The sequence below is a fragment of the Clostridioides sp. LIBA-6822 genome, assembly GCF_056688955.1.
The window spans coordinates 1-15720 of the sequence record NZ_CP196997.1 but is presented as its reverse complement, the minus strand read 5'-3'; the positions used below and the strand labels follow the sequence as shown (position 1 = coordinate 15720).

Genomic DNA, 15720 nt, shown 5'->3' with positions numbered 1-15720 from the left:
TTATTGAAAGAAACTAAGGACTATACATAAATGTAGTCTTTTAAATAAAAAAAGAAGGTGATAAATTTTGTTAAATGAAGATGTGGTAAAGAAATTAAAAAATGTACCTAGCGACACTAATTCACAACTTAATAAAAAAACAACTATTAATGATGCAGAAGAATCTGAGACTACAACATATTCATCAAAAAAAATAAAAAATTTAGTAGATACCATAGAAAATACAGCTAATAAAATAACTATAGAGGATGTTGCTAATAATTTTACAAGTAACAATGTAGAGGGAGCACTAGATGAGCTTTTTCAATCTGTCAGTAATGGGAAAGAATTAATCGCTACTGCTATTACTGACAAAAAAGTACCAACTAATAGTAGTGATACATTTCAAACTATGGCAAGTAATATTAGTAGTATAAAACAAATGCCAAATATGCCTGATGATGTTGAAGAAGTTTGGGAATTTACAGGCCATACAGGTGGAGTATATTCAGTATGTGTAGATCTAAATAATACTATAATTAGTTGTAGTCATGATAGAACAATAAGAAAAATATCTTCAAGTGGTACTGAGATATGGACGTTCACAGGCCATACACTATCAGTAGAATCCATATGTGTTGATAAACAAAATAATATCTATAGTGCCAGTGATGATTACACAGTAAGAAAAATATCTCAAAGTGGTATAGAAATATGGAAATTTACTGGCCATACAGGGTATGTTAAAGGTGTATGCGTAGATTTAAATGGAAATGTCTATAGTGCCAGCGATGACTATACAATAAGAAAAATATCTTCCAGTAGTGCTGAGATATGGAAGTTCACAGGTCATACAAGTTATGTCTTTTCTGTATGTACAGATTTAGATAACAATATTTATAGTGGTAGTTATGATAATACTGTAAGAAAGATATCTTCTAACGGTATAGAAATATGGAAATTTACAGGTCATACAAGTTCAGTGTATTCAGTATGTGTAGATTTAGATAGTAATATTTATAGTGGTAGTTATGATAAATCTATAAGAAAAATATCTTCAAATGGAACTGAGATATGGAAATATAATGAAAATACTAGCAATATATTTACAGTCAATACAGATTCTGAAGGCTCAGCCTATATTGGAGGCAGAGATAAAATTATAAGGAAAATATCTTCAATTGGCACAAAAATATGGGAGTTTGAGGGTCATACTGATTATGTCAAATGTATTTCTATAGACTCTAATAGTAATGTTTACAGTGGTGGATATGATAATACTATAAGAAAATTTCAACAAAATTTAGGTATTTTAGTTACAAAAGATAACCAAAGCGAGATACATAAGGTAACTAAATTAAGAACTCTTGTAGAAGAAGTATTTCCTTATCCTGATAATATATGGACAACTAATCTTGATGTTGACATAATCATGTCGACATGTATAGATTTCAATGATAATATAATAAATTGTGATGGATTTGATAGATCAGTAATTAAAACATCACCTTCAGGTGATCTTATCTGGAAATATAATTTTTTATTTAGTTTAGGTATATATTCAGTATGTACTAATAATGACGGTTTAGTGTACTGTGGAGGCATCAGCAATCTAATGTTTTTATCTGATCCTGATGTTGTTTCTAATGAATTGCCTTTACATTCAGATATCATTATTAGTCTAGCAATTGATAATAGTAATAATTTAATAAGTGGTAGTTATGATAATACTATTATAAAAACATCATTAGAAAGAGACGATACATTCATGAAGTCACTCTGGACATTTACAGGACATACTGATCATATTACTGTAGTTACAGTTGATTTACATGATAATGTGTATAGTGCTAGCAATGATAAAACAGTAAGAAAAATATCTTCTGATGGTGTTGAAATATGGAAATTTATAGGGCATACTGATTCTGTAAATTCAGTGTGTGTAGATTCTAAATATAATGTATATAGTGCTAGTAATGATAAAACAATAAGAAAAATATCTTCTAATGGTGTTGAGATATGGAAGTTTTCAGGTCACACTGATTCTGTAAACTCTGTATGTGTAGATTCAGAGTTTAATATTTATAGTGGAGGATCTGATAGTACAATAAGAAAAATAGCCCATAATGGTGTTGAGATATGGAAATCAACATCTTTTACTAAGTCAATTAAATCAATATTATTAGATTCATCTAATAATATTGTTATAACTTATAATCTTAATACTATAAGTAAATTGAAAAATACACATGTATTACAAAAAGTAGCTTATTATAACTAATTTTAGGAGGAAATAGAATGCAAAAATACTTAACAGGATTGGAACATAAGGAAGGTAACATTTATAAAGTGAATTTAATACATAATATGCCATTTGATAAAGTTAATGGCTTAGGAAAATCAGCTCAAGAATTGGAATTGAATGGTGTTCTAATTGATACATTAATTGAAGCTGAACATAAGGAAGGGTTTGCATCTATTATGTATGTAGATAAGGCAACAAAAGAGATTACATATGAGTATGTAGAAATACCATTGACACCAGAACAAGAAGCTCTAAAGAAAGTCAAAGAATTAGAATTAGAAAATTCTAATATAAACTATGCACTAATGATGGGAGGATTAATATAATGTTAGGATTTGAAAAAATAAAATACTATTATAATAATAACATGTGGACTAAAGAAATGGTTAAAAATGCAGTACTTAAAGAAAAGATAACAGCGAAGGAATATAAAGAAATAATAAGTGAGAACTATATGGCATAGTTCTTTTTTTATTGAAAGAAACTGAGGGCTACATATAAATGTAGTCCTCTAAATAAAAAAGTAGGTGATGGATTGTTAAATGAATATGTAGTAAAAAATATTAATAAATTGGATAAAGAGCAAGATAACATTAATCTAGAACTTAGTAAGAAAGCAAGTAAAGAAGATTTAGAGAAAGTAATACAAAATGGCACTAATGTAGCTGTATCTAAAGATATTTCAACAAGTGATTGGACACTAGAAGAAAATGCATATACAACTATAATTGAACATAATCTTGTAACTAAAAAAGTACTTATAAATTTAATAGATAAAACTACTAATAATAATGTATTTTGTTCATATCAAATTTTAGATGATAATAGTATAAAAATTTTTAATGAATCAAACAATGAACTAGAATGTATAGTTATAAATGGAAATTCAGCAACAAATATGATTTCAGCAACTATTGATGATAATAGAAGTACTGAAGCAACAACTTATTCCTCTATAAAGATAGAAGCATTATTGAAAGTTTTAAAAAATAAAATTGATGATATAGAAAACCTCAAGAAAGTTGACAATATAAGATGTACTACTGATACAGGGGAATATACAATAGAAAGTAGCCAAAAAGGTTATCTAACTAATTTCAATATAGAAGGAAAAACATTGGTTAACTTAGCTAATCCAAATAATATAACTGCAACAGAAGGTTTACGATATTTAAATCCATTCAAGTACATTGAAAAAGAAAAGCAATACACTTTTATTAATTTAAGTAATAAAGAGATATATTATTTCCATGACAATACAATTAAGTTTCAGATGAATCCTAATAGTAGAACTTTATACACTATAGACATAGATATAACTGATACTAATTGTCTTTGTATTGCTCATAGTATAAAAGGATGGGGAGAAACTGATGCAGATAAACAAGAGTTTACTAAGTCTGTAATGATTTTAGAAGGAGATTATACTAGTGAAGATATTTTTTATTTTGAAGGGTTACAAAGTGTTGGCCAAGGAGATAATACAGAGCTTTTATCTTATAAAAGTGATGGAAACTTATTTAATGGTGAATTTAGAAATGGTAGCTATATAGATGATGGAAGTTTTTATGCTGATAATAGTGCTACTTCTAACAAGAATTTTATAATGGTAGATGGAAATGAAAAATATTCAATTAACTATGATTTAGATGCAACAGGGAAAATATTTGAGTACGATGAAAATAAAAAATGTATAAAAAGCACAGCTATTACAAATGCTTTCTCTTTTATTGCTAGTGAAAACACTAAATACATAAATTTTTTTATTGGTACTAATTCAATTGGATATTCTCCAGATATAAAAGTTATGCTTAATATTGGTGAAATTAAGGGATATGAAAAATATAAATATGATAAGAAGATAATACCTTATGCATTAAGAAGTTTATCTAATTCAATCAAAGATGAAATAGTTTTCGAAAATAGCTATAGATTAATACAAAAATGTGAAGAAATTACTTTAAATGGAAATGAAAATTGGGGAATCCACACAAATATAGAAAAAACAAATACAATAGTATTTGCAACTTCTAAAGGAATAATAAATTCTAATGAAGACACATGCATATTAAATTCAGATAAATTCAAGCCTGTGTCAGCAAATATTCTTGCAAATTGCGACTACGAATGTATCTCAAATGGTGGAAATGCAGGATATGAAACAATGATAAGAATAGCTAAGACAAAAGCTGATAGTTTAGAGACATTTAAAACTTGGTTAAAAAGTAATAATATTACAGTTATATGTCCATTAGAAAAACCACAGGAGATTGAACTTGTGAATTTAAGTATGCAAAATTTTAAAGGTAAAACAAAATTTTTGTTATCTACAGGAAGTATAATACCAAAAGTAAGTTTTGAAGTAACTCAAAATTTTGGTAACAATATAGAAATTTTAAAAAGTAAAATTAACACTTTAGAAAATATATATACTTATAGTAAAACCATAGAATTATCTGATAAGTTGTTAAATGGATGGAAAAAAGCATATGATATACATCAAGGGTTAATGTTAAGTAAAATAGGCAATATTGTTCAAATTTCTTCTGTAATTAAAGATGGTCTATTTACAGCAGGTACAATAATTGTTTATTTACCTAAAGAGTTTACACCAAGTAAGATTGCACCAATACAAATATTTGATAGTGGGGAGAGTTTAGGCTCTTTGGAAATAAGACCAGAGGGATATATAAAAATAGCAATAGTTAATAAAAATAGTACTAGGATAATTTTTAATGGAAGCTATATATTAGACTAAAAGGGAGATCTTAAGAATTTCTTTTTTAATTTAATAGGAAAGGAGAATATAATTTGCTAAATGAAGAAGCTAGACGAAAAATATTAAATTTACCAGTTGATACAAATAAAAGGCTTGAAGATATAGAAAATTTAAAAGAAATACCTAATATTCCTTATGCGACAGATACAGGAGAATGTACTATAGAAAACAGTAAGAAGGGATATTTGACTAATTTTAATATACATGGTAAGACACTAATTAATTTATGGGGAAAAACTAATTCAGATTTTTCTTTATGGAAATCAACTTTCTTAGATGGAAAAATAAATATACTAACAGAAAATGATATAAGATATTCTAATTTTTTTACAATCAATTATACTTTATATAAACCAAATACTGTATATACAATAATAGTTGATGTTGATAAAAACACCTTACCTAGTACAAGTGGAATATATATTCATAGTTTAGGTGAAGAAAATTCCGTATTTATTCCTAACCTGACAAATATAGCTATACTAGGAGGAGTAATTGGTAAATTCAGATATAAATTTACAACAATATCAGACTTAAGTGATTGTAATATTGTCTTAAGAAGTGTTCTAGATAATGATACACTTACATCTGGTTATGAAGTAAGTTTAAAAATTACCATATTAGAAGGAGATTATACAGATGTTAATATAGATTACTCTAATGAACTGTTAAGTGTTGGACAAAGAGATAAAATAGAACTTTTAAGTTATCCATATAGTGGAATTAATATCTTTAATAAGAATGCCAATTTTAAAGATAATTATATTTTACAATATCTTAATGGAGAGGAACTTATTTCTGATGCTAGTAATCATAAATATACATTAGACTATATAGAAATAGAAGCAAATACAGAGTATACTTTTTATAATTGTAGTAGAAATATTTGTTGGTATGATATAAATAAAAGTTTTATTCCAACACCATTAAATGAAAGAATAATAGGAGATAAAGATATCTTTTATGTTGCTAGAAGCCCTAAAAATGCAAAGTATCTAAGAGTTACTATAATAAAAGATTTGCATGATGATGGTAATAAAACAATTATAACTAAAGGAAATAAATATGATAAAAAGAAAATTCCTTATACATTAAGAAGCTTACCAAATGGAATAAGAGATGAAATAGTCTACAAAAATGGTTCATATAAACTAATACAAAGATGTGAAGAAATAGTTTTTAATGGTAATGAAAATTGGATAGAAGTTCATGGAATGTATGAGTTTAGATTAAATTTAGACATATCTGTATTAAGATTAGATATGTCTAAGTTTGTAACTAACTTATACAAGCAATCTCATGTAGACTATATATATAATGTTCAAACTGAATCAGCATTATCTATATCAACAGAAAATGGAATAGGTGTAATAGATATAGTAGATACTTCAATATCTCCTTTTAACATTGCTGACTTTAAAGAAAAATTAAAGAAAAATCCTTTGAAAATAATTTATGAATTAGAAACACCAAGAGAAATTAAACTTAGTCTACTAAATTTGGAGCAATATGATAATCAAACTAAATTTATTTGTAACTCAGGCATTGCGATACCAAATATTAGTTTTGAAAGGACACAAAATTTAGGTAGCCATATAGAAGTTATTAGAGAGAATTTAAAAGACATTACATCAATAATTAAAACTGAAAGTAATATTGATTTTAAATTTATAAATGGATGGGATAAAGTGTGGCAATCAGCTACTATTACAAAGGTAGAAAAGTATTTATTTATAAACATGATTATAACAAAAAATACATCATCTACTGTTTTAGAAGAAGCAATAATTAAATTACCTTTAGGAATATCAAGACAAAACTATTCTTGTCCAGTTATGAATTCTTCTTGTGAACAAGTTGACACTGTAGGGATAGCTTGTGTAAATAATACTATACTAATGTTAACTCCAGGTCATGATATTACGAATAAAGGAATTTTAATTAGTGTTGTTGTAAATTTGGAGGTCTAAAGTATGAATAAAATGAAATTTAAAATAATAAAAGAGCATAATTTCTCAAAAGAAGAAATTGACAACATAGAAATTGACAATTTTTTTATTACAGGTAATGGACAATTATGGACTCCTTTAATAAACAAAGAAGGAGAGCTAATTAAGACAGGTGAACAGTCTTATAACGAATGGCTAGAATTACAAAAGAATCCACCTAATTCAGAACCATCAATTGAAGAAATAAATGCAAATAAAATCATAGTTTTAATAGAAAATCAAAAGGAGCAAGACAATCTTTTAATAGATAATGCTTATAGAATAGCTATGTTAGAACTTAACACAAACAATGTGTTATAAAATTATAAAAACTTGGAGGAAAGAATATGTATAATATTTTAAAAAGAATGATTGAGCAAAAGAACTTTGATACTAAAGAGGAATTACAAACTAAGTTGGATGTATTTTATGCTATGAATAGGATAAAAGAAAGTGAGTACACAGAGTTAACGACTTTATTAAATAAAGAAGGAACAGTAGTAGAGCCAACAATATAGGTTCTTTTTTTATGTTTAAATTTAGAGGGCTGACTAATCTCAGCCTTTTTATTTATTGAAAGGAGTGGTGATTTTGAACATAAAAACATTAACAATCCATGCAGGTCATAATCCAGATTATAAGGTCGGCTCTGGAGCAGTAGGTAATATAAAAGAATCTACAGAGGCAAGAAATGTACTAAAATATCTAATATCTTTAACTCAAAAAGAGTATAAAGTATATGATTGTACTTGTAATGATGGAACTTCTCAGAGTGATATATTGAATAAAATTATAGCTAAATGTAATTCATATAACTCGGATTTAAATGTAAGTGTTCATTTTAACTCAGGTGGAGGTAGAGGTGTAGAAGTTTTAGTTTATAACTTAAATGACAAAGAAACTGTTGAAATAGCTTCAAGAATTTGTGAACAAATAACAAAAACTTACCATGCTAAAGGGGATAAAGCTTTTAAAAACAGAGGTGTCAAAGAAAAGAAAACTCTAGCATTTTTAAGAAGAACAAAAACAAAATCACTTTTAATTGAATGTTGCTTTGTAGATACAGATGATACTAAAAATTATAATGCTAAAGATATGGCCATAGATATTGCCGAAGGAATATTTAATAAATCTATAAATAGAACGCAGGAGGAAAAAATGAAATATACAATAGTTTATGAAGGAGAAGTTGATAAAGCTATATCCAATGTAATGGCCATAAATTATAAATCTGATGAAGTCTATGTATGTGAGTTAAAAAATTACATACCTGGTCATTGTCAAAACCTTTATGTAATAGGTTCAGCCAGTGACAAAATTAAGACTAGTGAAAGATTCACTAAGTTACAAGGCGATGATAGATGGGCTACACTTCATAAAGTATTAGATTTTATAGGTAAGTAGGAGGTATTAAAATTGGATATATTAGATAAGCCGATAGCAACACTAGAACAAGTCTTTGCATATTTAGATACATTAAATAATAACTCTAATCCACCACACTATTTATGTAAGGCTATAGTACCAATAATATACAAAGAAGCAGAGAAAAAAGGTGTAAATCCAGTTATTGCAATTGCTCAAGCATTTGTAGAAACTGGATATTTTAATTTTAGTAGAGTTTTAAGTCCTTCATATTGCAATGTATGTGGACTCAAAGGGAATAAAGGTGGTGGAGATTTAGACCCATCAGCTCATACAAGATTTAGTTGTTGGGAAGATGGAGTGTCAGCATTTATAGACCATCTAGCCCTATATGCTGGAGCTAAAAGTTATCCAAAATATAACGAATTAGTTGGTAAAAATGAATACAAAGTTAATGGAGTTACATTAGATCCTAGACATTTTCCATATTTGCATGGAGAAGCTAAGACAGTTGAGAGTTTATCTGGTAAATGGTGTCCAGATATGGGCTATGGTCAAAACATAATAAATATATGCAATAAGATAAATTCAGTGAAAATGGAAAATAATGATATGAAATTAGAGCAAGTAAAAATTAAAGTAAAAGAATTAAGTGACATTCTTGGATAGGAGGAAGTTATATGGATATAATGCAGTTTATACCTCAGAATTTGATAATGCTAATAGGGGGTCTTTACATATTGGGGACTTTTATAAAAGAATCAAATATTAAAAATAAATATATACCTTTTACATTATTGATTATAGCAATAATAAGTAGTTGTTTATTTATGAATGAGTTGTCAATAGAAGCTATCTTTGAAGGTATTTTATGCTGGGGAGCGTCTATAGGCATAAGTCAAATACAAGTACAAAATAAAAAGGAAAAATAGATGTTATCTAAAGAAATGATTGAATTATTAAGCCAATATGGATATACAGCTATACTATTAACAATAGTAATATTATGGTTTGGCAGATATTTAGAAAAAAATAGACAACTGGAACAAGATGATAGAAAAAAAGAAAGGGTTTATTTTTCAAGAGAAATTAAGGAACAAAGAACTTTATTTGGTAATACAATAGATAAATTTGATGATAAATTAGATAAATTTGCAGAAGCATTAAACACTAATAATAGTAGACTTGAAAGAGTTGAAACAGACATAACAGAAATAAAAGATAGATTAAAGACTAGAGATTAATTTTTCTAGTCTTTTTAAGGAAGTGAGATATTGACAACATTTGAAAAGAGAAGTAAAAGAATTAAAATAGATGGAGATATAAACAAAAATAATGAGAAATTAATAAAAGGATTTCTTCAAGCTAAGAAAATAGCTGGATTAAGCGAAAAAACTATCTATGTATATAGGTGTGATTTAAATACATGGTCTAGATATCTACATGATGAAATGTGTGATTTACTTATTGAAGATTGTACTGAAGACGATATAATGGAGTATATTTCATTTAGGATTGAAGATAATCATGTTAATAGAATCAAAGTAATATTCTCAGGCATTTCATCTCTATATGACCATCTTAGAAGGAAAAGAATCGTAAAAGAAAATCCAGTATCACTAATAGAAAGACCTAAAAAAGGATTACCTGTTGTAGAAAAGCATTTTTTAAATATAGAACAAGTTAAAGAACTACAAGATAAATTGTCAAAACAAGATGATTTGCAATTAGAAGTTTATATAAATTTTGCTTTGTCAACTGCTGGTAGAGTTACAGCTACAAGTAATCTGACTTGGGAAAATATAGACTTTGATAATAGAGTATGTGAGAATATCAAGGAAAAAGGTGGAAAGATAGTAGATTTTTACTTTAGTGATAAAGTAAAAGATTTATTATTAAAACTAAAAAAACTGAGAGAAGAAGAAAATATAATAAATGATTATGTTTTTTTAGTTAGGTATAGTGGAGAATATCATAAAGCTACATCAGATGTATTAAGAAGTTGGGCTAAGAAGGCTGGTAAATTAATATATATAGATAATTTAGCACCTCACTCATTAAGACGAAGTTTTGCAACTATAGCTAAAGCTAATAACTTACCACTTGAAGATATCTCAACTATCCTGAATCATGAATCCACTGATACAACTAAGATATATATAAAAGAAGATAAATGTAAAATTTCTAAATCTAAAGATTTAATAGGACTATAAAATTAAAAAGAAGTCATATTATGGCATGTAAAGATAAGAAAAAAGGAAATAGATAATAATAAGACCTCTAGGGATTACTCTTAATTGAGTTTTCTTTAGAGGGCTTTATTTTTTTGTCCATAATGACTTTTTATGCAAATTTTCTATGTTTGTAAAATTCTATTCATTAGTATCTTACTTTATTAAAGTTACGTTTTTTCATTAATAATTAAACAATATTCTAAAGAACCAATAAAACTTTCTATAGAATTAGAGTGTACTTCTTCTAGAAATCTTTTGGTTTCAAATGCTTTATATTCTCTTTCTGTTATAAGTATTGTGTAATGAGTATATTTCTCTATTTTTTCTGCATCCAAAAAATTCTTTTTAACTAGTCGCGATAAAAGTGTTAGAGTTGTCGTTGCCTTCCAGTCCCATGCAAATTCCATAGCATTGATAACTTCTTTAGATATTACTATATCATTTATGTGCCAAATAAACTTCATAACTTTCAATTCCGCTTTTGGTATGTTTTGTATTAACATATGAACAACCCTTTCTAATTCAAAATAAGTAACAATTAGATTTTTAATTCCCTTACAGACAAATTCTTATGAGATTAGCAATCTTATTTGCAAAAATTATTTTAGACTTAAATGCCCTATATAAATTATTCATGTATATAGATTATTATATTATACTCTGCAAATGGTTACAATATAAAAAACAGAAAGGAGAGTATAATTATGGATGTAGATTATAAAGCATTAGGAAAAAGAATCAAAATTGCAAGAATTAAAAATGGGATAACTCAAGAATCTGTTGCTGAGGAAATAGATATAACCCCATCTCATATGAGCAATATCGAAACTGGAAAAACAAAGGTAAGTTTGTCTGTGTTAGTTAATATTGCTAATGCTCTTTCTGTTACGATAGATGAATTGTTATGTGATAATGTATTAAATTCTAAAATTATATTTGAGGGAGAAGCTAAAGAAATTTTTAATGATTGTGATGAGTATGAAGTTAGAATACTTGTTGATGTTTTAAAGTATATGAAAGAAGCTATGCGTAAAGATAGAGAAATAAGAAATCGATTTGATATGTAAAACCCAGATTTTTTAGTTAAGTATATCAAGATTATATATTACAGTTTCAAAAATAGAAAACATATTAAAATTCTAATTTTAACTAGTCTTTAAATTGGAATTTAAGGAATAGTATTTATACGATATAAAATCTATTATATCTACTCTTTCTCATGTTAGGTAATTAAAAATAAGTTATTTTATGCATTACGATTTATTATATTTAATGATATAATAAGATTAAGTATGACAATGTTGAAAGGAATGATATTATGAAAGAACATGAATTAGAGATAAATATCTCAATACCAATTTCTCTAGTTATTCTTATTTAGCTATAGTCTCTATAGTAATGCTAGGTATGTCATCTTTAAATAATTTTGCTAACATATCATCTATACCTGTAAATGCTTTAGGTTCGACAGTTGGATTTGTTATGTTTCAACTTTTAGTTAGTTTTTTTAAAAATAGAAAATCTATAGATTAAAATATTATTTACATTAAATTTTGTTTTAATATTTTTAATTTGTGGTATAATAAAAGCAAGGAAATATATTTTACTTAACTTTGAGTGATGTTTCCATTAACAATTAGATATTAATGTTTGTTTTTTTGGAACTTAATATTAAGTTCCCAACCACTCTTAGTTTTGCGGCTGCGAGTGGTTTTTAATTTATCATAAATGTAACTGGCTATAACACCGGCTACAATACTCATCATTAGATTTTCCATAACTTTTCACCTCCTTTCTTGGAAGAAAGGGAGGAAATCCTTATGGAAACACCACTCATAGCGTTTTCAAATATGTCTTCCTTGCTATGTTTATTATATCATAAATATTGGAAATATAGAATTTCAAATATGCTCTAGTTAAATAACTATTTCAATATACATATAGTTTAGATATTAAATTTTATTATATCACCTTTAGCATTCTATGAATGTTTTTTGTTTACGTTATAATAAGGATATTAAAATGTTTATCATAGGAGGAATAATGTCCAATAAAAGAAATCATTTAGCAGAGAATGATATTATCAAAGTAATAAAAGAATATATAAATAACTCAATTTATAATCACGCCATACTAATTGATGGAGATTGGGGAAGTGGTAAAACATATTTTATAAAAACTAATTTAATAAAAGAAATAGAGTCTTATAGTGATAAAAAAGTAGTATATATATCTTTATATGGAGTAAAATCTAATCAAGATATTTCTAATGATATATATATTAATGTATTTGATAAGACAAAAGGTATTAATACGGAATCTACTAAAACAACCAAAAATATATTAACATCAGGAATTAAAATAGCTGCTGATATTTTAAAAAACAAAGGAATAGACATATCAAATTTTAAAGATATGTTTGAAGGAATTTTAGACTTAAGCAAATACATATTAATTTTTGATGACTTAGAGAGATGTAATTGTAATCTCAATGAGGTACTTGGATATATAAATAATTTTGTAGAACATGATGGAGTCAAAGTTATAATTGTTGCAAATGAAAAAGAAATCAAAAGTAATGAATCTTATAAAAAAATAAAAGAAAAATTAATTGGAACAAATATAAAGTATACTCCTGATATTGAATCTACAACAAAACAATTAATTGAGTTATATGTTGAAGACAGTAAATTAAAAGAAATTTTATTAAGTAAAGTACAAGACTTTAATAAATTGGCAATAGAAAAAGAACATATTAATTTAAGAACATATCAATTTTTTATTTCCAAAGTAATTACTTTAAATAAAATGCTTAGTATAAAAGAAGAAATATACAATTCGGTTATGGACGCAATTTTAGATTACACCTTTAAAGTTTGCATTTATTATAAAAAAGGAATCTATAAGACTGAATGGGAAAAGGGGCTATCTTATGGGTTCATTTGTATGAGTGAGAAAATAAATCTGAATGATTATATCATGGGATTTAAATTTATTGATGGATATATCATATCTAATATATTAGATAAATTAGATATGGAAAGTACTATCAAAGATTATTACAATGATATAGTTGAAAATGCGAAAGATACAAATGACCCACTTAATAAATATTCCGCTTGGTGGGAATTAGAGGATTCAACTGTAAAAGATGGTTTAGAGGAAATTTTTAATAATTTAAAGGAAAATAAGTATTCAATTAGCTTATATCCTAAAATTGTTGGATATATATTAAATTTAACTGACTGTGGTTTTGATAATTCTTATGAAGAAAGATTCTTCAGTGTTATGAAAGCTAATGCACTAAAAGTAAGAAAAGAGATATATCTAAACAAATCATTTCCTTATGTAGATTCTAAAGACTTACTTGATAAATATAAGAATATTCTTAATGATATACAAAATAATCTCTCTCAATATAAACATACAAATTTAAATGAAGAACTTAGACTCTGTTTATCAGATGAATTTAATTGGGGAGAAGATTTCTTGAATTATATTACTAATAAAGAAAAATATTATTATATAGAAGAAGCATCACATATAATGGAGCAACTAGACATTGAAAAGATAATATTTTTAATTAAAAGCTCTGACAATCATAATCTTACTTGTTTTAGAAAAGCTATTATATCAATATATTATTCTGATAATAATATAAAAGAACTTTTTGGCAATACTACTGAAGCATTAAATAAATTAATAAATAATATAGAAAATATAAATACAGATAATTTTGACAATATAAAAAGATATAATATAAAATTGATATTAGAGTTTTTAAATAAAAAGTATGAACTCCTAAAATAAACACTTTTACCATAACCTAATTAATATATATTATATTTATTGGGTTATGGTATTTATAAAAACCAAATTCAAAAAAATGACGTTCTATATGCCATTTTAAGGCTTTATAAAAAATTTACTTTATGTTTATACCTTTAATTTTTATTATTAATTAGCTTTGAATAAGTTTTCAGATATTCTATCAGAGGCTTCTTTATCCATTTCTTTAAGTACATGAGAATATACATTAAGAGTAGTATTAATATTTGAATGTCCTACCCTTTCAGATATAACTTTTATAGGTACTTTAGAATTTATAAGTAAAGTAACATGTGAATGTCTTAAGTCATGGAATCTGATATGTGGTAAATTATTATTCTCTAAAAACTTTCTAAATCTCTTACTCATAACATCTTCAGCAATTGGATTCCCTTTTCTATCAAAGAATAGTAAGTTATGTTCATTTCTAATAATACTTCTTAATAATTTCTTATTCTGTTCTAATTTATAATCTTTTAGTAAATTCATAAGCTCTACTGGTGCGAATATTTTTCTAATTGAGCTTTCAGTCTTAGGCTCTTTAAGTATAACAGAACCATCTAATCTACTAGTTATCTTACTTACTGTTATTGTATTTTCTTCAAAATCAATACTATCCCAAGTCAATCCTAAGACTTCTGAAAGTCTCAAGCCTAGCCCTGTAGCCAAACTGATGGGCAGTTCCATGTTGGTATTTTTAGCTACTTCTAATAATTTTAGCATCTGTTCTTTATCATAAATTTCATTTTTAAATTTTTTAATTCTAGGACTTTCTATACCATCTATAATATTTTCTTTTATTAACTTAATTCTATAGGCTCTCTTTATTGCAAGTCTTAACACATTTATATGAACTTTTATCGTTTGAGGATTTAAATTACCAGCTAAATCATCTATATAATTTTGTATATGAATATTTCTTAACTCTTGTAGACGATATCTCCCAATGGAAGGATTAATATGATTTTTACAAATGGCCATATAACCATTGTATGTGGAAGCCGATACATTATCTTTGTACTTCTCAAGAAAATCTAATAAAAAATCAGATAGTGTTATTTCATTTGGAATAAGAAAGCTATCTTTATATATACTATCCTTAACTTCGGCCAATCGTTTGTTAGCATCTCTTTTTTTATCAAATGCTCCCATATTCTTTTGTTTTCTTTTTCCTGATTCATCATCTCTAAATTCTAGGTACACTACATAATTTTTATTTCTTTTCCTTATAAAAGCGTTCAT

The 15720-nt window shown here is 26.2% G+C and carries 18 protein-coding genes; 15 read left to right on the top strand and 3 right to left on the bottom strand.

Going from position 1 to position 15720, the window contains the following annotated elements; translation table 11 throughout:
* The first annotated feature begins 67 nt into the window (after positions 1-67).
* The 12 genes from ACTG48_RS21480 to ACTG48_RS21425 all read left to right on the top strand — a co-directional run bounded on the left by ACTG48_RS21480 (position 68) and on the right by ACTG48_RS21425 (position 10629).
* The gene (locus tag ACTG48_RS21480) at positions 68-2260 is read left to right on the top strand and encodes a WD40 repeat domain-containing protein (RefSeq protein WP_479918829.1); all 2193 of its coding nucleotides are present in this window, start codon (positions 68-70) and stop codon (positions 2258-2260) included.
* Between the two features lie 17 nt (positions 2261-2277).
* On the top strand, positions 2278-2610 hold the full coding sequence (locus ACTG48_RS21475; RefSeq protein ID WP_479918828.1) for a hypothetical protein: 333 nt from the start codon (positions 2278-2280) through the stop codon (positions 2608-2610).
* Positions 2610-2747 (top strand): XkdX family protein, encoded by a 138-nt coding sequence (locus tag ACTG48_RS21470; RefSeq protein ID WP_479918827.1) that lies wholly within the window; start codon positions 2610-2612, stop codon positions 2745-2747. Before ACTG48_RS21475 ends, ACTG48_RS21470 begins: the two co-directional genes overlap by 1 nt.
* 72 nt (positions 2748-2819) lie before the next feature.
* Positions 2820-5042, top strand: a complete 2223-nt coding sequence (locus ACTG48_RS21465) for a hypothetical protein (protein WP_479918826.1) — start codon at positions 2820-2822, stop codon at positions 5040-5042.
* A gap of 53 nt (positions 5043-5095) precedes the next feature.
* Positions 5096-7033 carry a hypothetical protein gene (locus ACTG48_RS21460; protein WP_479918825.1) on the top strand — a complete coding sequence of 646 codons (1938 nt, stop codon included), beginning with the start codon at positions 5096-5098 and terminating at the stop codon, positions 7031-7033.
* Positions 7034-7036: 3 nt separating this feature from the next.
* Complete coding sequence (locus tag ACTG48_RS21455) at positions 7037-7372, top strand: hypothetical protein (RefSeq protein WP_479918824.1); 336 nt, start codon at positions 7037-7039, stop codon at positions 7370-7372.
* A 26-nt stretch (positions 7373-7398) separates the two neighbouring features.
* Positions 7399-7569: a hypothetical protein gene (locus tag ACTG48_RS21450; RefSeq protein WP_167640758.1), complete on the top strand. Its 171-nt coding sequence runs from the start codon at positions 7399-7401 to the stop codon at positions 7567-7569.
* 73 nt (positions 7570-7642) lie between these two features.
* Positions 7643-8455 (top strand): N-acetylmuramoyl-L-alanine amidase, encoded by an 813-nt coding sequence (locus ACTG48_RS21445; RefSeq protein WP_479918823.1) that lies wholly within the window; start codon positions 7643-7645, stop codon positions 8453-8455.
* 12 nt (positions 8456-8467) lie between these two features.
* Entirely contained in the window at positions 8468-9085 is a 618-nt protein-coding gene (locus ACTG48_RS21440) for a glucosaminidase domain-containing protein (protein WP_479918822.1), read from the top strand.
* 11 nt (positions 9086-9096) lie between these two features.
* The gene (locus tag ACTG48_RS21435; RefSeq protein WP_167641148.1) at positions 9097-9348 is read left to right on the top strand and encodes a phage holin family protein; all 252 of its coding nucleotides are present in this window, start codon (positions 9097-9099) and stop codon (positions 9346-9348) included.
* Entirely contained in the window at positions 9349-9660 is a 312-nt protein-coding gene (locus ACTG48_RS21430; protein ID WP_479918821.1) for a hypothetical protein, read from the top strand.
* 30 nt (positions 9661-9690) lie between these two features.
* Complete coding sequence (locus ACTG48_RS21425) at positions 9691-10629, top strand: tyrosine-type recombinase/integrase (RefSeq protein ID WP_479918820.1); 939 nt, start codon at positions 9691-9693, stop codon at positions 10627-10629.
* A gap of 188 nt (positions 10630-10817) precedes the next feature.
* Here ACTG48_RS21425 and ACTG48_RS21420 read toward each other — a convergent pair whose 3' ends face one another.
* Positions 10818-11153: a BlaI/MecI/CopY family transcriptional regulator gene (locus tag ACTG48_RS21420; protein ID WP_479918819.1), complete on the bottom strand. Its 336-nt coding sequence runs from the start codon at positions 11151-11153 to the stop codon at positions 10818-10820.
* Positions 11154-11354: 201 nt separating this feature from the next.
* Here ACTG48_RS21420 and ACTG48_RS21415 point away from each other — a divergent pair, with 201 nt between their 5' ends.
* Positions 11355-11717, top strand: coding sequence for a helix-turn-helix domain-containing protein (locus ACTG48_RS21415; RefSeq protein ID WP_021383128.1), 363 nt, complete (start codon positions 11355-11357; stop codon positions 11715-11717).
* 340 nt (positions 11718-12057) lie between these two features.
* Positions 12058-12183: a hypothetical protein gene (locus ACTG48_RS21410; RefSeq protein WP_479918818.1), complete on the top strand. Its 126-nt coding sequence runs from the start codon at positions 12058-12060 to the stop codon at positions 12181-12183.
* A 110-nt stretch (positions 12184-12293) separates the two neighbouring features.
* On the opposite strand, the gene ACTG48_RS21405 is transcribed toward ACTG48_RS21410, so the two are convergent.
* On the bottom strand, positions 12294-12428 hold the full coding sequence (locus ACTG48_RS21405) for a hypothetical protein (RefSeq protein WP_284182537.1): 135 nt from the start codon (positions 12426-12428) through the stop codon (positions 12294-12296).
* Between the two features lie 265 nt (positions 12429-12693).
* Here ACTG48_RS21405 and ACTG48_RS21400 point away from each other — a divergent pair, with 265 nt between their 5' ends.
* Positions 12694-14460: a P-loop NTPase fold protein gene (locus tag ACTG48_RS21400; RefSeq protein ID WP_479918817.1), complete on the top strand. Its 1767-nt coding sequence runs from the start codon at positions 12694-12696 to the stop codon at positions 14458-14460.
* 147 nt (positions 14461-14607) lie between these two features.
* Here the strand turns inward: ACTG48_RS21400 and ACTG48_RS21395 are convergent.
* Positions 14608-15720 (bottom strand): tyrosine-type recombinase/integrase (locus tag ACTG48_RS21395; protein WP_479918816.1); only part of this gene is annotated, 1113 nt, incomplete at its 5' end.